We start from the raw sequence: 23,780 nt of genomic DNA, 5'->3' as shown, positions 1-23,780 counted from the left end.
ACAAAGCGGGGAGCAGCTCAGGCGGCGATGTCCACAGTGACGTCGGCGCCGAGCTGCGCTCCGCGATTCCGGTTGTTGTGCACACCCACGGTGAGGGCGCCGAGCGTCCTCCCGCGGCCGAGGTAGTGGCTGCGGTCGTCGAGGATGACAGCAGGCCGCAGCTCCGGGTAGAAGTCGGACTTGTCCCGGGTGCCCCGGTTGACGCTGCGGAGGAGGTCGTGGAACCCGAACCGCCGGATCAGGTCGGCGTTGGTGTCGTGCTGACCGTTGGAGATCACGTACTGGACCGCACCGACTTGCTCGAATGCCGGTGCGAGGTCTTCAACAAGCCAGCCGGGTTCGACCTGCTGAGCGAGGGTCGCGTACACGTCTTTCCGTTCGGCCACGACGTCTGCGATCTCGTCGATCGGCGCACCGTGCACGTCGCGGAGGGTAAGCCAGATCGCTTCCTCTGACCCGCCGAAGTTCACCTCGAAGTAGTCGTCGGGGACGTGGAACCCTCGGACGGCAAGCACCGCCCGGAATGACTCCTCGTGCAGATGTTCAGTGTCGGCGATGGTCCCGTCGAAATCCCAGATGACGTTCCTGCCGGCGGCTGCGGCGATGGTCATCTGGCGGGCGATGGAGTCAGTCCAGGTGGCGCGGGCGTGCATGGCCGGGAGACATGTGGCGGGGAGGGCCGTGCACCATTCCGCCACATGGCTTTCCGGCATGACGACCCCTTCCACCAACGACGCCCACTTCGACCTTGACGAGCTCACCGTGTCGGACCTGATCGAAGCTGTCGGCATCGAGTACTGGCTTCGGGTCGCTGACTCGTATGACACCCCGCTCGAGCTGTTGGAGGTGCTCGCCCACTCCGCCGACGAGCGTCTCCGAGTCGCGGTCGCCACGAACGAAACCGCCGGCACCGACCTGCTCACCGTCCTCTCCCACGATGACGACCCGGACGTCCGCGCCGCCGTCGTCGCGAACTCCGCCACCCCGGCCGCTGTGATCGCTGACCTGTACGACGACGAAACCCACGACGTCATCCGCGCCCTCGCCCGCTCGTTGAAGACCAGCCCGGCGAAGCTGCGGGAGATGGTCGAGTCCGGGCATGCAGAGATCCCACTCGCCACCATCGCGGAGAACCCGCACACACCGGTCGACGTCCTCGAAGCGCTCATCGATCACCCTGACGCGTACGTCCGCCAGAACGCAGCGGAGAACTCGCAGCTGACCGTCGAGCTGCTCACCAACGCAGCAGCTGACAGCGACGACGGTGTTCGCCGTGCGGTCGCTGCGAACCCGGCCACCCCCAGTGATCTGCTCCTGGTCCTCGCCGGCGACACCACCGTCACGGTCCGCCGGGCCGTCGCATCTAACCCGAACATCGGAATCCTCGCCGCGGACAAGCTCCGCTACGACTCCGACGGTCAGGTCCGGTCCGCGATCGAAGCCCTGTTCCGGGCGGCCTGATGGCAGACGTCGTCGTCACCGGAGGCAGCGGGTTCGTGGGCTCACGAACCGTGGCTGCGCTCCGGAACGCCGGCCACAACGTCACCGAGGTGGGGCGCAGGTCCGGGTCGGATGTGCAGTTCTACCGCACCGACTTCGAGCTCGGGAAGATGCCGTGGTTCGGTGACGCCACCGTCATCCACTGCGCCGCTGACACCCGCGACGGCTGGTCGGAAGAGATCGAGGAAGCCAACATCCGCCTCACCCAAGCGGCCCTCGAACTCTCCGACGGGCATTTCATCCACCTGTCCTCCGCCGCCGTCTACAACATGTCCGAACCGTCGGTGAACACGAAGACGGAAGACGCATCGTTCTTCTACCCGTTCCTCAACTCGTACGGCCCGTCAAAGCTCGCCGCCGAAGGGTTGATCACCGGTCTCCGACGGAACGCCGCCATCCTCAGGCCACACGCGGTGTACGGAGCGGGGGACGCCAGCTTCGCTCCAACGCTCCGCCGGCTCGGACGGTTCGGCGTCCTTCCCCTGCCGAACGGCGGCCACGCCGTCCATCAGTTCACCTGGGTCGGGAACCTCGTCCATGCGATCCTCTGCGCCGTAGATGCGGCCCTCCCCGGCGTGAACACGTTCAACATCACCGACCCTGAAGCGATCACTGTCCGGGAAGCGGCACTCTCGGCGCTCGGCCCGCACCGGGTGCTGAACATCCCTGTCGATGCGGCGCTGGCTGTGTCGGCTATCACGTCGAAGCTGCCGCTGAAAGCGCAGCTGTCGTACTACTCCCTCCTCCAATTCGGGCATGACCGCACCTTCGACATCGAGCCGGCGACAGAGCTGCTCGGGTACAGACCGACGGCCGACGGTTTGGCGAGGTCCTTCCCCAGCCGCTGAGACGTCCGTCCGCCACATGACTTCACGGAGAACCGAAGAAGTTTGAAAGGCCACAAGGTGCTCCGAGCCATCCACACGATCCGCAACCCGCGGGCGGCGATCGACCTTGCCTCCGTCATGGTCGGCGTCCTCGTCATCGCGCTCGTTGGCGGGATCATCGGAGGCACCGTCTTCGCCGCGATCCCATGGGCACAGGATGAAGCAGCCCGGCAGAACCTCCGTCAGGTCCAGGTCGCGGAAGCATCCATGCAGGCTGGCCCCGAAGACAGGTACACGGATCTTGCTGGGCTGGTCACAGCCAAGCTGCTCGAACCGGACGCCGCCGACGCCGGCCACCACAACTCCGACAACACACCCAACCTGACCGTCGACACCGACAGTGCAGGGGCCTGCTACCTCGCCGTGGTGAAGTCAGCGTCAGGCTCAGGGGTGTTCGCGACCGTCAGCGGCAACACAACCATCTTCACACCGACATCTGAGACGGCGTCACCGGGCTGCGTCACCGACATCGAATACGTGGCCATCCTCGACGAGCTGGGCGGTGTCGAGGTCCCCGAGGGCCCGCCAGCCCCACCGAAGGTCGCCACGTTGGCGTCGTACGCCCTGGAAGGGTCCGGCACCAGAACCTGGACGGACTCCGCCATGTCAGCCGACGGGAAGACCATCATCGCGGCGACAGGAACCGCGACCGGGCAGCTGTTCATCTCCACCAACAAGGGCGCTACCTGGGCGGCCGTGGCAGGTGCTCCGAAGCCCTGGACGAAGGTCGGCATCTCCGGCAACGGGAAACACTTCATCGCCGCTGCCACCGCCGACACCGTCTACACCTCCGACGACGGCGTCGTCTGGACAGCACGGCCCGGCGCACTCACTGGCACCTGGTCAGCCGTGACGATCGCCGACGACGGACTGCACATGACCGCAACAGCCACCGGCGCGAGCATCACCGCATCATCTGACGGAGGGGTCACCTGGACCGTCGGCGGGCCGCTCGCCAGCTACTCCGATATTGCCGTCTCCGCCGACGGACTGAAAGTCCTTGCAGCGTCGAACCCAGGATTCCTGTACTCCTCCACTGACGGCGGGGAAACCTGGACCCAACGCGGCACCTCTCAGGCCTGGACCCGAGTGGCGATCTCCGGCAACGGCGACCACATGGCGGCGGCCATCGCCGCGGGCGGCCTCCTGCTCTCCGACGACGGCGGGGCTACCTGGCCTGACTCGGGAGCCGGCACCGCCACAACCTGGGGAGGCATGACCGTCGCCAACGACGGGCAGCACCTCACCGCAGCCAAAGCTGCCTCCGCTCTCACCTACACCGACAACCACGGGGCATCCTGGCTGACCAGCACCGGGTCGCTCGTTAAGACCTGGACTGGGATCTCCGCATCAGACGACGGCTCCAAGCTGATCGCCGACCACTCATCGACCGGGTACCTGTACACCTCCATCGACTACGGCCACACCTGGACCCAACGGTTCACCGGGTCCACCAGCTTCGACGCCGTCGGCATCTCCCGCGACGGGACGTACGTGTTCGCGGCCGCGTCCATCTACTTCTACAAGTCCGACAATCAGTTTTCCACCAACATCCGCACCACCACGAACGCGACGGGTGTCTACTCGATCGCCTCGTCGACCACCGGCAACTCCGTCGTGATGGTGAACGGCGGTTCGGTTGTGCAGACCGTCGACGGTGGCACGAACTGGACGCTGTTCGCCGGGTTCGAGAAGTCCTGGCGGCGGGTCGCGCTGTCCGGTGACGGCGTCCGTGGGAACTTCGCCACAGCCACCGCTGCCGACCCGGTGTTCCGCACCGCAGACAGCGTCGCCCACATTACCGGCGGGTCCGGCGCTCGTACCTGGACGAACGTTGTCGCATCCGACGATGGGAAGACCCTCATCGCCGACAAGACCAGCACCAGCCCGCTGTACTACTCCGTCGACTACGGACGCACCTGGGATGAACGGCAGCTGGCATCCGGCGGTGGGCTGTCGTTCGACTCCGTCGGCATCTCCCGGGACGGGAAGGTCACCATGGCCAGCCTCGTCAACAAGGTGTACAAGTCCTCCGATGGGTTCGTCACCTGGACGAACACACTGCCCGGGTCCACGTACTTCTACGCCCTCACCGCGAACGGTGACGGCTCCAAGCAGATGGCGCTGGACCGCGGCGGTCAGCTCGCATACCTGTCCGAGGATGGCGGTGCGACCTGGTCCGTATCGAACAGCTCCAACCATGACTGGATCCGCGGGTCGTTTTCCAAGGACGGTTCCATCGCTTCGCTGGTCGCGTCTGACGCATCCACGATGATCAAGGTCTCCACCGACGGCGGGAAGAACTTCGGCAGCACCGGCGTCCCCGCCCGCACCTGGGACAACATCGCGTTCTCCAAGGACGGAGAGACGATCCTCGCCGACCCGACGGGCACCGGTCCGCTGCTGTACTCCACCGACCACGGCCTCACCTGGTCGGAACGCAGCTTCTCCAGCGGCGCCGGCTACGCCTGGGACCAGATCGCCGTCGCACCTGATGGCGGCACCTTCTACGGGTTCGGGGCATCGAACGTGAAAGTCACCACGGACAAGTTCGCCACTTACGAGTACACCGGCTCGGCATCCTCGAGCCCGAGAGATGTCGCGGTCGCCGCCGACACCGGACGGATCGTGGTCGCTGCGAGCACCGCCATCAACTACTCCGACGACCGCGGCCGCACCTGGACGCAACTGAGCCCTCCGTCGAAGACGTACCAGGGCCTCTCCGTCTCGGCGGACGGCACGAAGATCCTGGCTCGCGCCTCTGGCACCGCCCAGCTGTACCTGTGGAAGAACGGAGCCTGGACCACGATCGGTGCGTCGAAGTCCTGGGTGGACGCTCGGCTCTCCGCCGACGGGTCGACCATCGTCGCGGTGTCCAGCCTCACCGAGAACATCTACAAGTCCACCGACGACGGCGCGAACTGGACCTCGCTGGATGCTGGCGGCCCCCGGCTGTGGAAATCGATCGCCGTGTCCGGCGATGGTAAGAGGATCATCGCAGCGGGCCCTGACGGGAAGGTGTGGACTTCCATCGACAGCGGCGTGTCTGGAACTGACCACGTAACGGCTGTGCCGGTGATCTTCTACAGGCTCGTCATCTCCCAGAACGGGAAATACGCCATCGGCGTGAGCGCCAACGTCAACCCGCTGATCCGGTTCGAGTTCGAGCTGCGCTGATACACGGGTCATCCAACTCGGCGTCCAGAAGCCATCTGGTCCGCACATGTTGGTGATGAGAAGAAGGAGCATCACCCATGACCAAGAACATCCTGCCCAACCCCGTCACCGGCGAGACCATCACAGGCAATTGGGAGGTCCGCGCCCGCGCGATCCTCGCCACGTTCGACCAGGTCGAAGCGACTCGCACCGCTGAGGTCGCCGAGATGGAGGAGCTGAACGACTACGACAACGAGCAGGAGTCGTTCGAGACGCACGAGGACGCGATGACCGACCTGGTCGGTGTCCTCGCTGACCTGCTCCGCGAGCAGCTTCCCGTCGCACCCTCCACTGTGCCGGCGCCGGCTGACCCGGAGTCGGGCCTCACGCCCAGTCAGCAGGACGCAGTCGACGGTGAGGGTGGCATGTTCATCCCGGTTGTCGAGGACGGCTACGTCACCTACCGCACAGCCGAAGGTGACGCCGTCCCGATCAACATCTGGGCCGGTTGGTCCAGCACCACCCCTGGCCTTCCGCTCATCGGCATCGACACGGGCGAGACCCTCGAGAAGGACCACGGGCCGCGCCTGCGGATCGCTGTGAACGACGGCGACGTGTACAACCAGGAGCGTTGAACTGATGCACGCACCGACCGGCAACGGTCTCATCGTCGACTTCGAGGCCACCTGCTCGAATATCAACGAGTTCCCGCGGGAGCAGAATGAGATCATCGAGTTCCCCGGCATCGTTGTCGGCCCCGACCTGAACGTCGTGGCCGAGTTCTCCTCGTTCGTCCGTCCGATCCGGAACCCGGTACTGACTGACTTCTGCCGGGAGTTGACCACCATCCGGCAGGCTGAGGTCGACACAGCGCCGACGTTCCCGGAGGTGGCTGCGGCGGTCGCTGAGTTCGTGGCGCAGTATGACGTCCAATGGTGGGGTTCCTGGGGTGACTACGACCGGAACCAGCTGACGAAGGACGTACAGTTCCACCGGGTGCCGAACCCGCTCCCGCAACCTCACATCAACCTCAAGCAGGCGTTCTCCGACGCACAGGGTGTCCGCCGTCTCGGGTTGGGCGGAGCCGTCCGGCGTGCCGAACTCACATTCCAAGGAACCGCCCACCGCGGTATCGACGACAGCTGCAACATCGTCGCCCTTCTCCCGTGGGTGTTCGGAGACCGCCGCATCCGCTAGCCGGGCCACACACCTACAAGGCATGAGCACAGACGGCACCGGCAACCTCCACTCGGACACCACCGGCCGGTTCGAAGGCCGCGCCGCCCACCATGCAGAGCTGGTCCTCACCCGCGACGCCGGCACACCGTTGGAAGCCGCGCAGCAGTTCCTTGCCGATCACGCTGACACGTTGATGATCAGGAACCGGAACAACGCCAGCGGATACGCGAGCACCCCGGTGCACCTTCCGCTGTCCAAGATGAAGGTGAAGTCCCACGCCAGGAACAACTGCTTCCGTGTATCCCAAGCCCTCATCCACCAGTTCACCCCGGAAGAGCTCGGCGCCGACGAGACCGAACCGATCGAATCGCAGGTGTGGTTCACCCAGCACTGCGCCGTCCTCTGCCGCCGCGGTGACAAGGAATGGGTGGTCGACTTCACCGCCAGCCAATTCGGTGTGAAGGACTTCCCGTACGTCGGCACGGTCGAAGAATGGTTGGAAGACCTCAGCGCGGACGGTTACGGTGCGAAAGCGAACCGGGTCCCGTTCGGCGGGTACTGAGCTCGCGGCAGCCCGCTCGCACTATCCGTGCACCCCGCAGTTGAACCCACCCCGGAACGACCAGGAACAGTAGAACGGGTTCACGTCGGGTACATCCACATCAGGGATGTCGCCACCGCCCTCACCGCCTGAGCTCGGCGCCTTGGTCGCTTCGTATGCAGCCTGCTGCGCGGCGAAGAGCACCTGCGTGATCGCCTCGGCGACGATCAGGTCGGAGTATTCCTGTGTCGTGCAACCCATCTCGGAGACAATCTCCTTGGTTGCTGTTCCGTCGTCTCCGTACTTGTCGTACCAGGCGGCGTCGCGGTACTGCTGCTCCCGGGCCGTCAGGTCGGTGCCGTGACCCTCGAACCACCCCTGCACGTATGGCACCGCCGGCTCAGCAGCCTCATGTACAGCAGCTTCCGGATCCCAGATCAGCGGGCACCCCTCCACCTGCCCGCTCGTATCCTTTGATTCCGTTGCAGTGGGCCCTGTGTCCATGTCAGCGAAACTCTCCGTGAACGCCGCACGCACCGCGGTTTTGAAGTACGGGTCGTCAACGTCGCACCTCATCTGCTGGAGCACAGCCTCGACTGGCGCGCCGGATGAGAACTCCGGCTGGTACACCTGGTCCTTGGCTACGTCGTTGTCCTCCAGATACCGGTCCGTGTACGGGCGGGCTTCCGGAACCAGTGATGCCCAGTCGTTGCTCCCTGCCGTCAGCGCGCAGCCGCCGGCAGCCTTCTCAGGTGCCGAGCATCCGGACAGGACCAATGCCCCGAGCGCAGCGAACGAGACGAGTGCGAGAGCGAGACATTTACTCGGCACCGGCAACCCCTTCCCAGTACGCGGCGATGACGACCCCAGCCTGCTCCACGCTCAGCTTCGCGGCGTCCTCTGCGCTCAGCCCAGTCTTCTGCAGCTGTCGGATGAGCCCCAAGGGGAGCGCCTTCGTCGGGGCCGCTTTGGGGGCGCTCCGGACAGGAAGAGTCCCATCGTTCACGCAGCCCCAGAACACATCAGCGGTCACCTCGAGCTGGTCTCGGAGGATCGCCGACCAGAGGCTGTCCCCGTAGGTGCTCTTGTCGACTGGGGTGCTGATCCTTGTGCGGAGGACGCGGCCGTCGTCGAGAGGAAGTTTGTAGGTGAGGTGATGGCCAACAGCCTTACCGGTGGCGTCGTTCACCACCTGCCACTTCTCTGTGACGCAGAACGTGTCGTGATGCTGACGGTTCGCCGCCGGCCATCGGCTCAACTCGGGTCCAGCCACTCCCGCAGCTGCGCATCGGTGGACAGGCCGACCAGTTGCACCAGAGCCCAGTTCTGCTGATGGTTCGGCGCGGAAGCCCAGTGCTGAGTCCATTCGGCTTCGTATTCCCGGAGCGAGTCGGCGAGGTCGTCTAGCGCAGCGTCGAGGGTGGCGCCGTCGGAGGCGAATCCGCGGCCGTCCATGATCGCCGACCACCTGCCGTTGTCTTCCTGAGCTACCCGCACATCGGGATTGACCGTCCCAGCCAGGTGAACGCGGAACTGCTGAGCAGGGACGACCGCGGCGCTGAAGTCTTCCCGCCTGACAGTCACCAACGCGCCGATCTGGGCGACGTCGAGGACGTCTTTGAAGGCTGCGCGCGCGGCGGATGCCGTGTCATATCGCTGGACAGGGGAGGCGTTGGGCATGACTCGATCCTAATCGTCGTGTACGTCCTGTACAACATGTACGCCTCCGAACTGATTCCGCGACACTCGGCAGATCCGAGGCCGTCCGCGCATGTAGGAGGGGAATCAAATCGCAGCTGTGACCCTGCGAACCCCACCTTCCAGATCGGACAGCTTGTGACCAGCGCCTCCCTTCCCAAGATCGCTATCGACGCGCTCCATGCCTTGTCGACTCTGGAAGGAAACCCGACCGAGGAGCAGCGCGCCGCTCTGTCAGCCTGGCCCGGCTGGGGCCCGCTCTCTCCGGCTCTCGCGATGCGACCGGAAGGCGGCTGGGCGAAAGTGGCCGACCTGATCGACGTGTTCGTCCCCGAAGCTGAACTGGACGTCGTCCGCACCGTCGTCGACACGTCCTTCTACACCGGTTCGTTGGTCGCCGACACCGTCTTCTCCCTCCTCGCCGCCACCGGATTCACCGGCGGCCGGATCCTGGAACCCGGCTGCGGATCGGGTGCTTTCATGTCCGCCATCCCGACCTCCTGGGATGTCGACTGGACCGGTGTGGAGATCGACCCGGTCGCGTCACGCATCGCCGCCGCGCTGAACCCGGACGCCACGATCATCAACAAGCCGTTGGAGAAGGTGGTCTTCAAGGCCGGCGGGTTCGACGCCGTCATCGGGAACGTCCCGTTCTCCCACACCGGCGTCTTCGACCCCACCTACGACGCACCCAACCTGCACTCCTACTTCCTGGTCCGCGCCCTCGACGCCGTCAAACCCGGCGGATACGTCATCGCCGCCACCAGCCGCCACGTCCTCGACACCCCCGCCAACCTGGAACTCCTCCAGCAGAACGCCGACCTCGTCACCGCCATCCGTCTCCCCAGCGGAGCGTTCACCGGCACGAAGGTTGTCGCCGACATCATCGTCCTCCGACGCCGCGGCGGCGCCCGAACCGTCACCGGCTGGAAGCCCGCCAAGGTGAACCGCGGCAGCCTCTACAACCAGGACTTCTGGGGCGACGACTCCTACACCGTCCGCACCGGATTCCACAGCGTCGACATCTCCTCCTTCTGGAAGGAGAACCCCGGCTGCGTCGCCGGAACCCTGACCGCAACCAACTGGTCGCAGGTCCCGCTGGACGTCCGCGCCGACGACATCGACACCGCCATCGTCGCAGCCGGGAACGCAGCCCGCCAGATGATCACCGTTGAGCCGGTCGTGGAGATCACCGACCCGCTCGACGATGTGGTGCTCACCGACCCTGTCGGCCGCAAGGAGGGCTCCTTCCACCTGATCGACGGGAAGGTGCACCGTGTCATCAACGGCGCCGCGACCCCCGTCGCACGGGCTGCAGCGGAGCTCACCCACCTGATCGGCCTCCGCGACGCTGCCCTCGACCTCATCAGCATGGAAGCGAACCTCGACCTTCCCGACGAGGCCATCGCCGACACTCGCAGCCGCACCCTTGATCTGTACGAGTCCTACCGTGCTGCGTTCGGACCGTTGAACCGCGGCGAGCTCCGCATCGGAGCGGTCGACCCGGAAACCGGCGAGTTCTCCCAGACGTGGGTCCGTCCCACCATGGGCGGGTTCCGCCGAGACCCGGACGCCGCAGTCGCGTTCGCGCTGGAACGGTTCGACCAGGACACCGGCGAGGCTGCGCCTGCCCCGATCCTGCTCCGCCGGGTCACCCACCGCCCCGTGAAGACGGAGACGGCAGCCACACCCCAGGAAGCTCTCGCTGTCACCCTCGGCGAGACCGGCCGGGTGGATCTGGACCGCACCGCCGAGCTGCTCGGCCTTCCCTCGGCAGCTGAAGCGGTCAGCGCTCTCGCCGGCCTGATCTTCAACGACCCCACCGCCGGCGCATATGTCACCGCCCGCGACTACCTGACCGGCAACGTCCGCGACAAGCTCGCCGCCGCCCGCACTGCAGCGGAGACAGACCCGGTGTTCCAGAGGAACGTCGACGCTCTCACCGAGGTCGTTCCCGCCGTGCTCGGCCCGTTCGACATCCGCGTCCAGCTGGGCGTCACATGGATCCCCGCCTCCGACGTCGAAGCTTTCGCGAAGTACCTGTTCCACGGCTGGGCGACCGTCACCCACACCCCCGCAGCGGCGCTGTGGGAAGTGGACGGCGGCGTCAACTACCAGGCTGCCCTGGAGTACGGAACCACCCGCGTTCAGGCGACCCGCCTGCTGGAATGCGGCCTGAACGGCAAGTCCCCGGTCGTCTACGACGACAAGGTGACCGTCAACGGGACGAAGCGCATCCGGAACCAGGTGGAGACGCTCGCCGCCGAGGAGAAGCTCCGCAAGATCCAGGAGCACTTCGCCACCTGGGTGTGGGAGGACCAGGAACGATCCGACCGGATCGTCGCCGAGTACAACCGTCGGTTCAACTCCCACGTCGTCCGCCGCGGCGACGGTTCCTACCTGACGTTCCCCGGCATGGACGACAGCATCGAGCTGTGGTCGTGGCAGCGGGACGCGATCGACCGTGTCGTGTCGCAGGACCGTGTCCTCGTCGGCCACCCCGTCGGTTCCGGCAAGACGCTCTCAATGATCGGTGGGGCCCTCACCCTTCGCCGCCTCGGCCTCGCCAACAAGCCGATGATCGTCGTCCCCAACCACCTGCTGGACCAGATCACCCGCGAAGCGCAGCAGGCGTACCCTGCCGCCCGGTTCCTGATCGCATCCAAGGACGACCTCGCGAAAGACGCACGCCGTCTGTTCGCTGCACGCTGCGCCACCGGCGATTGGGACGCCGTGGTCATGACCCACCAGGCGTTCACCTCCATCGGTGTCGACCCGCAGGTGGAAGAGGACTGGGTCGCCGGACAGCAGGCTGACCTCCGTTGGCACCTGATGGAGAAGAACAGCTCCGCAGCCGGCGCGAAGAACGTCGCCGCGCAGATCCGGAAGCTCGGCAACCGTGTTGCTGAGCTCCGCGACAAGGTCACCGACCGGGACCAGATCACCTTCGAGCTGCTCGGCGTGGACCACATCAGCTACGACGAAGCCCACTACGCGAAGCGTCTGGCTGTCGCCACCCGCGCTGAAGGGTTCTCCCTCGGCTCATCGAAGCGCGCCACCGACCTGCTGCTGAAGATCGACACCCTCGCGAACCGGTACCCCGGCAAGCCGATCGTCGCGTTGTTCACCGGCACCCCGTGGACGAACACCCTCGCGGAGACGTACGTCTGGCAGAAGTACCTCCAACCTAACCGTCTGGAAGAGGCGGGCGTCGCATCGTTCGATGAGTGGGCTGCCACGTTCGTCCGCTACGAAACCCGTGTGGAGGTCACCCCCGACGGGTCCTCGTTCCGGATGTACCGCCGTCCCTCCGTCATGCAGAACGTCCCGGAGCTCTCCACGATGCTCGCCGAGTCCGCTGACCTGCTCACCGCCGACAAGATCGGCCTGGAACGCCCGGACGCCACCTGGGAGAACATCGTCTCGCTGCAGTCGGACAACCAGGCTGCGTTCGTCCGCGAGCTCGCGGAACGCTCCGACGACATCCGCAACGGAGTGAAGCGTCAGATCGGCAGTGTGTTCGACAACATGCTGATGGTCTGCAACGACGGCCGGAAAGTCGCCCTCGACCCCCGCCTCGTCAACCTCGACGAAGACTCCACGAAACTGACCGCGATCGCCGACAACGTCGCCCGGCTCCACCACCGCGACAAGGACCGGACTTTCGGCAACTCGCCCGTCACCGGAGCGTTCCAGCTGGTGCTGTGCGACCTCGGAACGCCCCGCCCGAACGAGAACCAGTCCTACGGCCGTCTCCGGCTGATGCTCGCCATGCGCGGCGTCCCCGCCGACAAGGTCCGCTTCATCCACGAAGCCGCCACCGACAAGGCCCGCGCCCACCTGTTCGCACAGTGCCGAGAAGGTGCCGTGTCCGTCCTCATCGGATCCACCGAGAAGGTCGGAGTCGGAACGAACATCCAGACCCGCCTCGCCTACCTCCACCACGCTGACGCTCCGTGGCGCCCCAGCGACATCGAGCAGCGTGAAGGCCGCGCCCTCCGCCCGAAGAACCTGTCCCGGCAGGTGGAGATCTACCGGTACATCACCGAAGGGTCCTTCGACTCGTACATCTGGCAGGCGCTCACCCGGAAGCAGCGGTTCATCTCCCAGATGATCGCCGGAGCCACCAGCCGCGAGATCGACGACGTGTCCGAAGCGGTGCTGAACTTCGCTGAAGTGACGGCGATCGCCGCCGGCAACCCGGAACTGATGCGCCAAGCCGAACTCGCCGGCGAGGTCCGCCGGCTCCGCACCGTCCGTGCTGTTTGGCTCCGAGGCGTCAACGCTCTCCGCCAGGAAGCTGAGCGCGCCACCCGTGAAGCGCGGGAGCGAACCCGGATGGCGAACGACGCCGAGGACATCCTCGCCGCTGTCACACCACCCAACACGGCCGACAACGCCCGTCTGCAGTCGGTGGTCCGTCAGATGTTCTCCGACTTCATCGGAGCGACCGGATGGCGTGGCTTGCGGGTCCGTGCGGAGAAGCGTTGGAACGAGGACCCGCGCGTCATCGTCGGGTACAGCGCGTACAGCACAGCCCACACGATCACATTCACGAAGGCGGAACTCCGCCGCGACCACGACAAGATCGCCGCGATCCTGGAAACGCGCCTGACCGCCTGGCTCGACAGCCTCGCCGACGCCGCAGCCCGGTTCCGTGCCCAGGCTGCCGCCGACACGGTCGCAGCAGCCGACGCCGCGCAGATCGCAGCCGCAGCGGTGTTCGAGAAGGAGGACGAACTCCTCGCAGCCGAGCTGGCTCTCGCCACCGTGGAAGCGGCGATCAACGACGCAGCAGAAAGGCAGCTGGCCGCTGCCTGATTCCGCTGACACCCCGGCCGCGACAGCCGATAGTTCCTGCTGACCCGAGGCGGAGGCTTACCGCCCCGCCCGGGGACCGCCCGGAAGGAACCTGACCACCCATGAAGCTTCTCGATGAGAAGACCGGCGACCCCGCCGTCGACAACGCCCACAGGAACGCGAACCGGGCCCTGACCCGAGCGGTGAAGACGATGGAGTTCCGCACACCCCGCGGTTGGCAGCGGAAACGGTACCTGCAGCGCGTGGAAGGACGACGCATCGCCGCTGCAGCTCTCGCCACCGCGCTCGAGCGGTGACAGACGAATCCTCATCAGTCCGCACATGAGAGCTTCATGACTTCCGTAGCCGACCTCTCAGACCTCGACGACCCGATCGACGAGATCATCGCCCTGTTCACCGCCACGCCAGACATCGCCGAACCCACCATCGAACAGATGGAGGAGCTCGCTGTGCAGCTGCACTCATCCCAGGGCGGCGAACTGGAATGGATCGACATCCCGGAGCATGAGCGACGCCAGTTCCGCCGGATCGCCGGCGCCGTCAGTGCCGCAGGCTGGGGGAGGTCACCCACCCGGATCGTCACCACGCCGCAGGCGCGGGATGATCTGGCCGGCTCGCTCACATCGTCGTTGCTGGCGACCTCCACGGTCGGCGCCAGCGCCGCACCAGACAGCATCTTCCTGGCAGCAGCAGACGAAATCAGCAGGCTCGGGTGGGGCCCTCGAAGCATCTCGAAGGCGGCGGCATGAGATCCGCCGGCAGAATCGCGGCAGCCGTTGCAGGTGCAGCCCTGCTGATCGCGCTGACGGGATGTACGCCATCCGGGTCGAACGGGACAGCAGTCGCGGCCGGCGACGCACTCGCAGGCATCGCCGGTCTCAGATCCACATCAGTGGACGTGGAAACATTCGGTGACGGGCACGACATCGCTGTCACAGCATTCATCGAAGACGGGTACACCGTCCAGAAGCCTGAACAGTTCGCCGAGTACCTGTTGAAGCTCGCATGGTCCGTCGACGACACGAAGCCCGACCAGGGGCTGATCCTCACAGTCGTCCCCGGAGCCGACGGTGACTTCAACATCGCCGACGCTCTCGCCGACGGAGGATGGGTCGAACCGGCCAAGGACCCGGACCCGCTGGTCATCTTCATCGCGCCTGACCAGCTGAACAGCATGGACAAGCTGGGAACCTGGCCTGGACCGTCCCCGAAACTCCCCGCCGGAACTCTCGCCAAGCGCTGATCCGCCACATGTCCTGACGACAGATCACCGACAAGTCAGGGGCCACCACGCCATGCGCGCACCATCGACCATCGCGGCTTTCGCTGCTGCGGCCGCCGCCGTGGCGATCGCCTGTTCCGGTTGCGTCCAAGTGCAGATGCCAGACGAAGTGAAAGCCACCGCAGTCCCGAAAGGAACCGTGCTGGACCTCACCTGGTCCGGTGCGGAGAAGCTCCCGGAGACGGTTGAGCCGGTGCTGGAGAACACCCTCGAGGATGCCGGCTGGGACCTGAAAGACGAACGGATCGGTGAGCGCAGCTACAAGGACTCGAACGGGTCCTGCGTCGCCACCATCCACTCCGGCCCGAAACCGTCGGACGTCGCCACCGACGGCGACGACAAGAAGGCCACCGACCGGTACCTCGCGAAGCTGTACGGGGCGCCGGAAGCGACAGTGAACCAGATCGGTAAGAACGCCACCTACGTGTACGGGAACGAGAAAGCCGACATCCGGTCATTGCAGGGCGCGGCTGACGACGGCGCCAAATGGGTGACAAGCGCCCGTGTGTTCTCCACGTCCGGCTACGCGTTCTTCACCGACCTGACCTGCGCCGCAGGCGGCAACTTCGACGTAGCCTTCGCCGACCTGGTCACCCACGTATCCGTCAAGACAGACTGATCGTCGCCCGAAACTTCGCTCAACCGCGCATGTAGGGTGCGAGAAGAAGGAGTCGACGATGGCTGAACGCATGCGACGCGTGATCGCGGAGCGGGTACCCAAGTACCCGGAACCGGACGCCCACATCTACCACCTGCTGGCAGGGCCGGCCGAGTCGGACTTCCAGCCCGTCAAGTGCGGCGGAGGCATCCTCCTCGGCAGCAACACCGAAACCGTCCCGCAGTCCCTCGTATGCCGCGACTGCCTGACCGGCACAACCACAATCGGAGCAGCATGAACACCCTCACCGAATCAGACGAGATGATCCGCATGAGGATCGTCGCAGCGTTCCACCGACAGACCCTCCACGTGACGGCACGCCCGTCCGATGACGATGCCGTCTGGTTCTCCGGCGATGCGCTGGCTGCCGCCCGCATCTCCTTCCAGCCTCTGGAGTGGCTCCGTGACCGCCTGACCACCACAGCCAGCACACTGGTTCCCGCTTCACCCGCCACAGCTTCGGCGATCGCCGAGGCGACCCTCGCGGTGCTCCTCGACAAGAACGTCATCCAACCGAGCCAGCTCGTGAACAGCGAAGCCTCCATCCTCGTCACCGACGAGACACAGCAGCCGACAGCTGGCACCGACCACCTCGCACCGGCGCGCCGCATCGCCGACATGGAACAGCAGATCGCGGACCTCACCGAACGTCTCGCCGAAGCCGACAAGAAGCTCGGCACCGCCGAACGCGGAAAGCCAGGCAACACCACCAGCGGAGACCGGGCCGCCGCCGAGAAGGGGTTCGAGCCGCCGTTCGACCCGTGGGAGAAGGATCACACCTCCCTGGTGCACATCCTCTGGGATGTCCGCCACCGCGGCCTGAACCTATTCGACGACTTCGACGAGATCGCCACCACCATCAACCACTCCCGCTGGCTCGCCGCCCAACGACACGACGCCGCCGAGAACGGAGCAGCCCGATGACGGCAGCCGACGAGAAGAAGCTCCAGAAGTCACTCGACCACGCCAACGCACTCCTGGAAGGCGCCAACGAGGACGTCCAGACGCTTCGAGAGGGCGGGTTCGCCGCCGCTCAGGAGAACACGAGACTCCGTGCCGACAACGCCGCGCTCACAGAGAAGCTGGCGACCGTCACCGCCCTGCTCGACCAGGCCAACGAGGACGTCCGCAGCCTACGCGAAGGCGGCTTCGCCCAGGCGAGAAGCATCGGCGAGCTCACCCAGCAGGTCACCGAAGCCAGCCTGAAGCTGAACCTCGGATCGAACGTGAAGCTCGACTACGACCCGGACACACTCCAGTTCGGTGTGATGCCGCCCTTCAACGACTGGGAGGACGACCACACCGGCCTCATCCACGTCCTCTGGGCTGCGGAACACGAGAACCTCACCCTCCGCGGCGACGCCTCCGACATCGCCTACCGGATCCTCGGATCCCGGTGGCTCGCAGCATACGCACACAAGGCGGCCAACACGGTGTCGGCTGGATGACCGACATCTCGGAGATCTGGCCCGGCGCCGACGTCGTGCCCAGCGGTACCTACGCGCTCGTCCGTGGCCACTGGTTCTACGTGGACATGCAGATGTTCTGGACCTGGCCGGACGTCACCCTCGCCCTTGTCGCCAGCCCCGCCCAAGCCGCAGAGCTCGGCTGGGTGACCGAACGCGCCGCAGCTCCCTACCTGGACAGGAACCGGTACCGGTTCCCGGGCAGCACCCTCTTCGACGTCCCGCTCGACTGGGTGGAACGGAACCTCAAAACGGAGACTGTCTGCACGATCGGCGGTCAACCGTTCAACCTCGGCCTCGTCATCGACGACCACGGCCAGTACGTCCGCTGGCCGGTCGAGCAGGACGCCACCGGGTACAAGGCTGGCGTCACATACATGGGCGACGACCTCGACTGGATCCGCAGCCAAGGCATCTTCACCTCCCAGGACCCGCGCGGACTGAACGACCCCTGGTACGGCGACGTGCCGCTGACCGACCTCCACGACATCCGGACGACGATCATCGAACTCCCGCTTCCAATACCCGGGAACCCGAACACCTGACAGCCCAGGTCAGCGCCCGCACCTGACCGGCGTCGCCTCCGGCGCCGCCTCGCCTTTGAGATGCTTCGGCTGCCGCGACGACCGTCGCCGATGGGGGAGCGTCCAGATGATCGCGCCGGTCTTCTTCCCGTACTCCGACAGCAGGAATGCGCGTATCCGCACATGTTGGTGCCATGGAGACCAATGTGAAGCCCCACCCGCTGTTCCACCACGCCACCAACGGAGGAACCTCCGAGGTGGTCATCGCCTCAACGGCTCGTCCGCCTCGGTTCACGGACCGGAAGGTGGCGGTTCTGCACGGCGCGCACGTGCGTCTCGACCAGAACGGTTACGGGGTGGTGGAGATGAAGTTCCCCACCGGACGTGACGATGAAGGCGACCGTGCGTACCTCGCTCACTACGAGATCACCGACCTGACGTTCCGCAGCTGCGACGAGAACATGTTCTCGTTCACCGGCTGGCTGAAGGCAGCGAAGTTCTACCGACCCGGCGAGGCTCCAGCCGACACCGACTCGAAGCCTGTCCCGTACACTCCGCCGTCGCAGATGGAGGACGGGCAGCACATCCGTGTGGAGGTGGAGGCGTGGATCCCCGGCGACGCTGAGGCGTTGGAGCAGTTCCACGAGCGTGTCGAGTCGAACTGGTGGGTGAACAGTTGAGCACCTCCACGCCTGACGGGGAGCTGCTCGTCACGTTCGCCCGGAAGTCCGTCGCTGACCATGAACGCCAGGTCGCGAAGAAGCTGTTCGCCCGAGGGACCGCGGTGGCTGTGTCGGCCTCTGTCGCCGGCGTCGCCATCATCGTCCTGTCTCTCAGCGGTGCTGTGTTCCCGTTCAACGGTCTGCTCACCCTGATCCTGTCGATCGTCGCGGTGGTCGCCACGTTCTTCGCGTCGTCCGGTTACTCCGACCGGGTGGATCTGCAGAGGTCGATCCGTCGTCTCGCTGAGTACGAACTGCAGTACCCGGATGCGCTCGGCGGCCGGCGCAGCTAGGCTCGCTCTCATCGAACGGGGGAGCGGCCATGTCGGACCTGTCGCGTTTAGCTGAAGGCGACGCGGTTGTCGCTGCTGAGCGGGAGCGGTTCCTCGCCGAGGAGGAGCTGAAGGCTTCCCGCACCCGGTTCCTGATGTTGAACCGGTCGGCACGGTGGGTGCTTCTGACGGCTGTCACTTTGACGGTCGTGTCGTTGTGCGCGTCGCTCGCCGGGCTGTCCTTCCTCCGGCTGGTGAGCATCCCCGGCTCTGTCGCGACGCTCGCCGGCGTGTACCTCATGGTGCTGAGCATGAGGGCGTACCGACGGTTGAGCCGTGCCCGCGAACGGCAGGTTGAGATTGTCGACCGGTACCGCCAGACGGTCTGGACGCCGGGCTCCTAGGCATACGTCGGGCAAACGGGAGGAAGGGCGGCTTCGTGCTGCCCAGATGTGGTTCGCAGGGCGGTTCGGCGACCAGTCGAGGACTTGCCACATGTCTTGATGATGCCCGGAACACCGGGCTGCCACGTCAAGCAAAGGAACCCCCGCTCCTCATGCCCACCACCAACACGAAACGCGTCATCGGCTTCTTCGTCGCGTCCGCTGCAGCTCTCGCCGTCCTCGTCCCCGCGACCCTGTCATACGGGATGCCGACGAAGCCGGAGTCGATCTCCAACCTCGACTTCGCCAGCGGCGGGATCCTGGACATCAACTCGCAGCTGGACTTCGCCACCAACCTCGACCACGACACCCTGTGGAAGAAGGCGGACGTCAGCACTTCCGACCCCTCCACCCTCAACTGGGCCAGCTTCGAGTCCGTGGACGGCGGCGACGAGCCGTGGTGCACCGCCGACATCTGGACGTCCGAGCTCGGCGACGCCATCACCGACCTGGGGGAGGACCGCGAAGCCACCCAGAAGTGGATGGACTCCGTGTTCTCCGACTCCGCGCCGAACGAGACCAAGCAGGAGCAGTGGGCGGCGTTCAAGACGCAGACCTCCGGCCGCACCGTCGACACCCTCACCGTGGAGAACGGTGTGTCGTTCACCACGATGCGTGCCAGCACCCGCACCCACACCGGGGTGACGGTGAACGTCACCTGCCAGGACGACGACGAGCTCGCCAAGACGTTGCAGAACAGCGTTCGGTTGAACACTGTCATCACCGTCTCGGAGTAACAACCTGCCGGGCGGCGTTGACCAGCGCACGCGCCGTCCGGCAGCAACACCACACGGGCGTCACCTCTGCCGGCGCTATGACGAAAGCCCCGCACCTCCGAGGAGTTGCGGGGCTTCGTGATTGCGGCCGGGGTTACGCGGCGACGAACGCCTTGGAGGCGCCAATCCACGGCTCGCCCTTCTTCAGCGACTTCTTCTGCTCGGACCAGTCGGCCGAGTCGGTGACGACGAGGACGATGCCGGCCTGGCTGTCGTAGCCGCCCATCTGTACGAGCTTGTCCGCGAGGCGGGCGATCACCGTACGGACGGTGCCGTCGATGGCTTCGTTGTGGCGGGTGATGGACAGGTGGAGCGTGTCGGCGTCGTTGACGTCGACGCCAGGCTTGTCGCCCCATGCGTTCCAGCCGTCGCCGTCCACGGTCGCACCCCACACCTCGGGGACCTCCGCGAGGTCGTCGATGCTGAGCCCGAAGTGGATGGTGGAGATTCCGTCGATCAAGGTTGTATCCGTTCTGCCGCTTCTGCGGCGTTGAGGTTCTTCTTCTCCACCTCCATGCGCGGACCGGAACGAAACAGCTGGAAACAGCGTGCGCGCACAGAAACGGGAATCTCCGCCCATGTAGGTAACGAGCAGGCGAGCACAGTGCCGCCGCCCAGGAAGAACACCCCGCATGAGCTACAACTACAACTCGTCCCGATCCGAATCCGGCAGCATCACCGGTTACATCATCATGGCCATCGCTGCCGTCGCCGTCCTCGGGTGGCCGTGGCTGGTCTGGGGCCCATCCCTCGCTCACGGCTGGGCTGACGTGTTCATCTCCGCCGCGCCCGTCTTCATCTTCATCGGTGCGATCGTCGCCCTGTTCGTCGTGGCTGTCATCGCTTTCTCCGCAGGAAACGGCCCGGGGGCTGCCATCGGCACTATCGCCGTCCTGGGCATCCTGCTGCTGCTCGTCCTCAGCATCATCACCGCTGTCCGGACAACGTTCGACACCCACGCCCAGTACGTGTCCAGTGTGAAGGTCGTCACCGACCCCGCACCGGACTACGCACCCCGCGCCCCGTACGACGTGGCAGCATCATCAGCGCACAAGCTGATGGGTGACACCACCGGCACCGAACTGAACTCGAAGGTGCTCATCGACCAGGGCAAGTCCGGCCTGTGGACCACCCTCGTTGAGCGGAACGGCTGGCAGGTCGGCTACGAGTCGGTGCAGACGATCGACATTCCCATGTTCGGTGCTGCCGACGCCTCCAACGTGAAGAACTGCAACTTCGACGTCAACGCTGCCGAGCAGCGCCTCGGCGGAGTCCTCCCGCATGAGTCCCTCGACCTGATGGTCAACGCGCAGACCCCGGTGAACGTCACCTTCGACAGCGGCGACGTGTACGGCTACTGCGACGGTGACACCCCGAAGGTCGTCGTCCCGTTGAAGTCCCACGACGGGTTCTGGATCACAAAGTGGAACGTGTTCGGCGCCGCCGTGTACGACGGCAAGACCGGCCAGGTGACCGTGTTCACGGACACCTCCGACATCCCCGGCCCCGTCTACCCGCAGTCCCTCGCCGCCATCCAGCGCCAGGCCCTCGACGCCCTCAACAAGGACGGGAAGGTCGGCACCTGGGAGGACCATGTCCAGAACCGCAACGGGTTCGAGAACGCCAACGACACCGGCTCCTTCAACGGGTCCGAGTTCACCCTCCGCTACGCCGGAGACTCCGACGCCGGATACTCCACCCCGCTGTCCCCGCGCGGATCCTCCACCTCGGTGGTCGCCATCGCCAACATCGACGCCACCGAGTCGACGTCCGGGAAGCTGAACACGCTCTCCGTCCACAAGTACGCCAAGGGTCACACTCGCTCCGCGAACTCGTCCATCGCCCAGGAGATCGAGACGCAGTACTCCTGGATGCCTGACTGGGCTACCGGCCTGGAGGTGTTCGAGGTCGTCCCCGGTGAGGACGGAAACTGGGTCGCCTCCATCGGCAAGAGCCAGAACATCGTCTACCGCGCTGTGATCGAGCAGGACGGTGACGCCATCCTCTACGACAAGAATGGCGACGAGGTCACCCGCACCGGCACCCAGCCTGGCGATGACGGCTCGACCTCCGAGCCTGTCGAGGTGGACGGCGACCTTGCCGCCATGACCCCCGCGCAGCTGCACGACCTCGCCGGCCGCATCCTCGACGAGCTCGCACGCCGCGCCACCAAGTAGCACCAGCACCACTCGGAAGCCCCGCCCGGCGAACAGCCGCGGCGGGGCTTCTGCGCGCCCCGGTGCGAGTAGATCCGAAACCGCCGAGATCCGCGCATGAAGGAGGCATCCGCGACATCAGCCGGACCGCAAAGAGGTGCCGGCCGACGGTGACGGACACCGCCGGCACTGCCGATAGTCAGGCATGAAGTCATCCCGACCACCCCGTCCCCGAAGGAGCCCCGCCCATGAACAAGCTGCGCCGCAGACTTGCGAATGAACGCGGTTCAGCGCTGATCGACGCCATGTTCGGTGTCGTCATCACCGCCCTGACGATGACCGCCCTCGTCAGCGTCGCCGTCACCACCACCGACGTCGTCGACGCCACCCGCGACCAGGCGACCCGGCTCACCGTCATCCAGAACATCGCCCACGGCAAAGTCGGCAACCCCACAGCCGTCCTGACAACCCCGGTCAGCGCCAACGTCAACACCGGCGCCGGAACGACAAGCGTCACCACCTGGCGTGAGGACAAGCCCGGTGTGGCTGTCATCCATGTCGCAGTCCCGAAAACCGGGGCGACCGGATGCACCAACCCGGCAGCTCTGGAAGCCACGTGCCTCACCACGACGGTCTCAGTCCCCATCGCAGAGCCCGGCATTCAGATCGTCGACGCGAACCCGTCCTGGAAGGGCACCGCGGTGTCCGGACCTACTACCGCACCGGCCACCGTATCCGCCGGGGCTGTCGGAACGTTCCAGGTGCCAGTCGGCGCCACTGAGGTCCGCTATGTCCTCAACATCAATGCCACAACCGCCTCCGGCCCGGGGTCGATCGACTTCATGAACGGCGCCACGAAGCTCGAATCGATCCAGTTCGACGACACCGACAACTCCTACTTTTACGGGTCGGTGTTCGCACCCGCCGGCACCACCATCACCGTCAACTTCGCGCCCATCAACGGCGGCACAGTCAAGCTGTCCCGGTTCAACGTCTACAAGGGAGCCTGACCCGTGACTCTCCTCACCCGCCTCCGCAACGACCAGCGCGGATTCTCCCTCCCCGACACCATCGTCGCCGTCATCGTCTCCGCGCTCTGCATGACCGCGATCGTCGGCGGGACCATCGCCGCCAACTACGCGAAACTGTCCGTCGACGTCACCGCCAACACCCAACAGCAGATCGCTGCGGCGCAGACACGGTGGCGGAACGACGTCGACCACGCCACCGTCATCATCCCCGCAGTAGAGCAGGTGAAGTTCTCCTACGTCCGCACCGACAACACCTGCGTCACGAGCACTTGGGCGTTGGTCGCGAAGAAGAACATCACCGTCACCCAGACGAACTTCCCCGCCGGATCCGGCATCGGCGTGACCGGATGCCTCGGCACCGAAACCAGCCACGCCACCGAGACTGTCATCCCCGACTCCGGCGCAGCTGACCCGTTCAGCTACCGGAACGCCGGCGGCCGCCTGTTCCAGTGGAGCGGCGCCAACCTGGTGCTGGAAGCGAAGACACGAGACCTCCAGGTCTCCGAGGTGAAGTGGGAGAGCACTGCGTACAAGTCCGCCGTCCTCAACACCACCATCAACACCAGCACCGCCCGCCCGGTCACAGTGACCGCAGACCAGGTCGCGAACCGCGTCTCCATCCTCAACGGCACCACCAGCGCCACCACGAAGTTCGTCGGAAACTAAGG

Annotated in this window: 27 protein-coding genes; 22 read left to right on the top strand and 5 right to left on the bottom strand. The window is 65.7% G+C overall.

Going from position 1 to position 23,780, the window contains the following annotated elements; all coding sequences use genetic code 11:
* Positions 1-17: 17 nt before the first annotated feature.
* Positions 18-713 (bottom strand): HAD hydrolase-like protein, encoded by a 696-nt coding sequence (locus ASF30_RS22235; RefSeq protein WP_162240744.1) that lies wholly within the window; start codon positions 711-713, stop codon positions 18-20.
* Between ASF30_RS22235 and ASF30_RS22975 the strand changes: the two genes are divergently transcribed.
* The 6 genes from ASF30_RS22975 to ASF30_RS09800 all read left to right on the top strand — a co-directional run bounded on the left by ASF30_RS22975 (position 712) and on the right by ASF30_RS09800 (position 7,284).
* Positions 712-1,461 carry a hypothetical protein gene (locus ASF30_RS22975; RefSeq protein ID WP_055905404.1) on the top strand — a complete coding sequence of 250 codons (750 nt, stop codon included), beginning with the start codon at positions 712-714 and terminating at the stop codon, positions 1,459-1,461. The two genes, ASF30_RS22235 and ASF30_RS22975, sit on opposite strands and share 2 nt — an antisense overlap.
* Positions 1,461-2,348, top strand: a complete 888-nt coding sequence (locus tag ASF30_RS09820) for an NAD-dependent epimerase/dehydratase family protein (protein WP_055905401.1) — start codon at positions 1,461-1,463, stop codon at positions 2,346-2,348. The genes ASF30_RS22975 and ASF30_RS09820 overlap by 1 nt, the downstream gene beginning before the upstream one ends.
* Positions 2,349-2,405: 57 nt before the next feature.
* Entirely contained in the window at positions 2,406-5,564 is a 3,159-nt protein-coding gene (locus tag ASF30_RS09815; RefSeq protein WP_055905398.1) for a hypothetical protein, read from the top strand.
* A gap of 77 nt (positions 5,565-5,641) precedes the next feature.
* Positions 5,642-6,178 carry a hypothetical protein gene (locus ASF30_RS09810; RefSeq protein WP_055905395.1) on the top strand — a complete coding sequence of 179 codons (537 nt, stop codon included), beginning with the start codon at positions 5,642-5,644 and terminating at the stop codon, positions 6,176-6,178.
* Between the two features lie 4 nt (positions 6,179-6,182).
* A complete protein-coding gene (locus ASF30_RS09805) occupies positions 6,183-6,740 on the top strand; it encodes a 3'-5' exonuclease (protein ID WP_055905393.1) in 558 nt (185 codons plus the stop codon).
* Between the two features lie 22 nt (positions 6,741-6,762).
* The gene (locus ASF30_RS09800; RefSeq protein WP_055905390.1) at positions 6,763-7,284 is read left to right on the top strand and encodes a hypothetical protein; all 522 of its coding nucleotides are present in this window, start codon (positions 6,763-6,765) and stop codon (positions 7,282-7,284) included.
* A 21-nt stretch (positions 7,285-7,305) separates the two neighbouring features.
* On the opposite strand, the gene ASF30_RS09795 is transcribed toward ASF30_RS09800, so the two are convergent.
* The 3 genes from ASF30_RS09795 to ASF30_RS09785 form a co-directional block, all read right to left on the bottom strand.
* Positions 7,306-8,040 (bottom strand): hypothetical protein, encoded by a 735-nt coding sequence (locus tag ASF30_RS09795; RefSeq protein ID WP_157497154.1) that lies wholly within the window; start codon positions 8,038-8,040, stop codon positions 7,306-7,308.
* A gap of 43 nt (positions 8,041-8,083) precedes the next feature.
* Entirely contained in the window at positions 8,084-8,455 is a 372-nt protein-coding gene (locus ASF30_RS09790; RefSeq protein WP_200918457.1) for a cytotoxic translational repressor of toxin-antitoxin stability system, read from the bottom strand.
* A 62-nt stretch (positions 8,456-8,517) separates the two neighbouring features.
* Positions 8,518-8,943 carry a hypothetical protein gene (locus ASF30_RS09785; RefSeq protein ID WP_055905381.1) on the bottom strand — a complete coding sequence of 142 codons (426 nt, stop codon included), beginning with the start codon at positions 8,941-8,943 and terminating at the stop codon, positions 8,518-8,520.
* A 204-nt stretch (positions 8,944-9,147) separates the two neighbouring features.
* Between ASF30_RS09785 and ASF30_RS09780 the strand changes: the two genes are divergently transcribed.
* The 13 genes from ASF30_RS09780 (at position 9,148) to ASF30_RS09720 (ending at position 19,886) form a co-directional block, all read left to right on the top strand.
* Complete coding sequence (locus ASF30_RS09780) at positions 9,148-13,782, top strand: DEAD/DEAH box helicase family protein (protein ID WP_162240743.1); 4,635 nt, start codon at positions 9,148-9,150, stop codon at positions 13,780-13,782.
* Positions 13,783-13,883: 101 nt separating this feature from the next.
* Positions 13,884-14,078, top strand: a complete 195-nt coding sequence (locus tag ASF30_RS09775) for a hypothetical protein (RefSeq protein ID WP_055905375.1) — start codon at positions 13,884-13,886, stop codon at positions 14,076-14,078.
* A 36-nt stretch (positions 14,079-14,114) separates the two neighbouring features.
* On the top strand, positions 14,115-14,531 hold the full coding sequence (locus ASF30_RS09770; RefSeq protein ID WP_055905372.1) for a hypothetical protein: 417 nt from the start codon (positions 14,115-14,117) through the stop codon (positions 14,529-14,531).
* Between the two features lie 143 nt (positions 14,532-14,674).
* Positions 14,675-15,025, top strand: coding sequence for a hypothetical protein (locus tag ASF30_RS09765; protein ID WP_157497150.1), 351 nt, complete (start codon positions 14,675-14,677; stop codon positions 15,023-15,025).
* Between the two features lie 52 nt (positions 15,026-15,077).
* Positions 15,078-15,683 (top strand): hypothetical protein, encoded by a 606-nt coding sequence (locus ASF30_RS09760; RefSeq protein WP_055905367.1) that lies wholly within the window; start codon positions 15,078-15,080, stop codon positions 15,681-15,683.
* Positions 15,684-15,741: 58 nt separating this feature from the next.
* Entirely contained in the window at positions 15,742-15,960 is a 219-nt protein-coding gene (locus tag ASF30_RS09755) for a hypothetical protein (RefSeq protein ID WP_055905364.1), read from the top strand.
* Positions 15,957-16,646 carry a hypothetical protein gene (locus ASF30_RS22655; RefSeq protein WP_157497148.1) on the top strand — a complete coding sequence of 230 codons (690 nt, stop codon included), beginning with the start codon at positions 15,957-15,959 and terminating at the stop codon, positions 16,644-16,646. Before ASF30_RS09755 ends, ASF30_RS22655 begins: the two co-directional genes overlap by 4 nt.
* Positions 16,643-17,170: a hypothetical protein gene (locus ASF30_RS23160; protein ID WP_200918456.1), complete on the top strand. Its 528-nt coding sequence runs from the start codon at positions 16,643-16,645 to the stop codon at positions 17,168-17,170. Before ASF30_RS22655 ends, ASF30_RS23160 begins: the two co-directional genes overlap by 4 nt.
* Complete coding sequence (locus tag ASF30_RS09740) at positions 17,167-17,733, top strand: hypothetical protein (RefSeq protein WP_055905361.1); 567 nt, start codon at positions 17,167-17,169, stop codon at positions 17,731-17,733. Before ASF30_RS23160 ends, ASF30_RS09740 begins: the two co-directional genes overlap by 4 nt.
* A 173-nt stretch (positions 17,734-17,906) precedes the next feature.
* Complete coding sequence (locus tag ASF30_RS09735) at positions 17,907-18,392, top strand: hypothetical protein (RefSeq protein ID WP_055905358.1); 486 nt, start codon at positions 17,907-17,909, stop codon at positions 18,390-18,392.
* A complete protein-coding gene (locus ASF30_RS09730; protein ID WP_055905355.1) occupies positions 18,389-18,727 on the top strand; it encodes a hypothetical protein in 339 nt (112 codons plus the stop codon). The genes ASF30_RS09735 and ASF30_RS09730 overlap by 4 nt, the downstream gene beginning before the upstream one ends.
* A gap of 29 nt (positions 18,728-18,756) precedes the next feature.
* A complete protein-coding gene (locus ASF30_RS09725) occupies positions 18,757-19,110 on the top strand; it encodes a hypothetical protein (RefSeq protein WP_055905352.1) in 354 nt (117 codons plus the stop codon).
* Between the two features lie 152 nt (positions 19,111-19,262).
* Positions 19,263-19,886 (top strand): hypothetical protein, encoded by a 624-nt coding sequence (locus tag ASF30_RS09720; protein WP_055905349.1) that lies wholly within the window; start codon positions 19,263-19,265, stop codon positions 19,884-19,886.
* A 133-nt stretch (positions 19,887-20,019) separates the two neighbouring features.
* Here ASF30_RS09720 and ASF30_RS09715 read toward each other — a convergent pair whose 3' ends face one another.
* Entirely contained in the window at positions 20,020-20,385 is a 366-nt protein-coding gene (locus ASF30_RS09715) for a hypothetical protein (protein ID WP_055905346.1), read from the bottom strand.
* A gap of 172 nt (positions 20,386-20,557) precedes the next feature.
* On the opposite strand from ASF30_RS09715, the gene ASF30_RS09710 reads away from it, so the two are divergent.
* From ASF30_RS09710 to ASF30_RS09700, 3 genes are all read left to right on the top strand, one after another.
* Positions 20,558-22,102, top strand: coding sequence for a hypothetical protein (locus ASF30_RS09710; RefSeq protein WP_055905343.1), 1,545 nt, complete (start codon positions 20,558-20,560; stop codon positions 22,100-22,102).
* Between the two features lie 227 nt (positions 22,103-22,329).
* Positions 22,330-23,091 carry a hypothetical protein gene (locus ASF30_RS09705; protein WP_055905340.1) on the top strand — a complete coding sequence of 254 codons (762 nt, stop codon included), beginning with the start codon at positions 22,330-22,332 and terminating at the stop codon, positions 23,089-23,091.
* 3 nt (positions 23,092-23,094) lie between these two features.
* Positions 23,095-23,778, top strand: a complete 684-nt coding sequence (locus tag ASF30_RS09700; protein ID WP_055905337.1) for a PulJ/GspJ family protein — start codon at positions 23,095-23,097, stop codon at positions 23,776-23,778.
* Positions 23,779-23,780 lie beyond the last annotated feature (2 nt).

It is taken from the genome of Leifsonia sp. Leaf264 (assembly GCF_001422325.1).
Taxonomy (GTDB): domain Bacteria; phylum Actinomycetota; class Actinomycetes; order Actinomycetales; family Microbacteriaceae; genus Orlajensenia.
Note: the sequence above shows the minus strand (reverse complement) of the source record. Positions and strands in the feature narration are given on the sequence as shown.

Excerpts from the sequence above, each read along its gene's own strand:
- ASF30_RS09725 (WP_055905352.1), top strand. The coding sequence starts at position 18,757 with ATGTCGGACCTGTCGCGTTTAGCTGAAGGCGACGCGGTTGTCGCTGCT.
- ASF30_RS09720 (WP_055905349.1), top strand. The coding sequence starts at position 19,263 with ATGCCCACCACCAACACGAAACGCGTCATCGGCTTCTTCGTCGCGTCC.
- ASF30_RS22975 (WP_055905404.1), top strand. The coding sequence starts at position 712 with ATGACGACCCCTTCCACCAACGACGCCCACTTCGACCTTGACGAGCTC.
- ASF30_RS22655 (WP_157497148.1), top strand. The coding sequence starts at position 15,957 with ATGAACACCCTCACCGAATCAGACGAGATGATCCGCATGAGGATCGTC.
- ASF30_RS23160 (WP_200918456.1), top strand. The coding sequence starts at position 16,643 with ATGACGGCAGCCGACGAGAAGAAGCTCCAGAAGTCACTCGACCACGCC.
- ASF30_RS09760 (WP_055905367.1), top strand. The coding sequence starts at position 15,078 with ATGCGCGCACCATCGACCATCGCGGCTTTCGCTGCTGCGGCCGCCGCC.
- ASF30_RS09735 (WP_055905358.1), top strand. The coding sequence starts at position 17,907 with ATGGAGACCAATGTGAAGCCCCACCCGCTGTTCCACCACGCCACCAAC.
- ASF30_RS09805 (WP_055905393.1), top strand. The coding sequence starts at position 6,183 with ATGCACGCACCGACCGGCAACGGTCTCATCGTCGACTTCGAGGCCACC.
- ASF30_RS09800 (WP_055905390.1), top strand. The coding sequence starts at position 6,763 with ATGAGCACAGACGGCACCGGCAACCTCCACTCGGACACCACCGGCCGG.
- ASF30_RS09785 (WP_055905381.1), bottom strand. The coding sequence starts at position 8,943 with ATGCCCAACGCCTCCCCTGTCCAGCGATATGACACGGCATCCGCCGCG.
- ASF30_RS09775 (WP_055905375.1), top strand. The coding sequence starts at position 13,884 with ATGAAGCTTCTCGATGAGAAGACCGGCGACCCCGCCGTCGACAACGCC.
- ASF30_RS22235 (WP_162240744.1), bottom strand. The coding sequence starts at position 713 with ATGCCGGAAAGCCATGTGGCGGAATGGTGCACGGCCCTCCCCGCCACA.
- ASF30_RS09770 (WP_055905372.1), top strand. The coding sequence starts at position 14,115 with ATGACTTCCGTAGCCGACCTCTCAGACCTCGACGACCCGATCGACGAG.
- ASF30_RS09705 (WP_055905340.1), top strand. The coding sequence starts at position 22,330 with ATGAACAAGCTGCGCCGCAGACTTGCGAATGAACGCGGTTCAGCGCTG.
- ASF30_RS09820 (WP_055905401.1), top strand. The coding sequence starts at position 1,461 with ATGGCAGACGTCGTCGTCACCGGAGGCAGCGGGTTCGTGGGCTCACGA.
- ASF30_RS09740 (WP_055905361.1), top strand. The coding sequence starts at position 17,167 with ATGACCGACATCTCGGAGATCTGGCCCGGCGCCGACGTCGTGCCCAGC.
- ASF30_RS09710 (WP_055905343.1), top strand. The coding sequence starts at position 20,558 with ATGAGCTACAACTACAACTCGTCCCGATCCGAATCCGGCAGCATCACC.
- ASF30_RS09810 (WP_055905395.1), top strand. The coding sequence starts at position 5,642 with ATGACCAAGAACATCCTGCCCAACCCCGTCACCGGCGAGACCATCACA.
- ASF30_RS09755 (WP_055905364.1), top strand. The coding sequence starts at position 15,742 with ATGGCTGAACGCATGCGACGCGTGATCGCGGAGCGGGTACCCAAGTAC.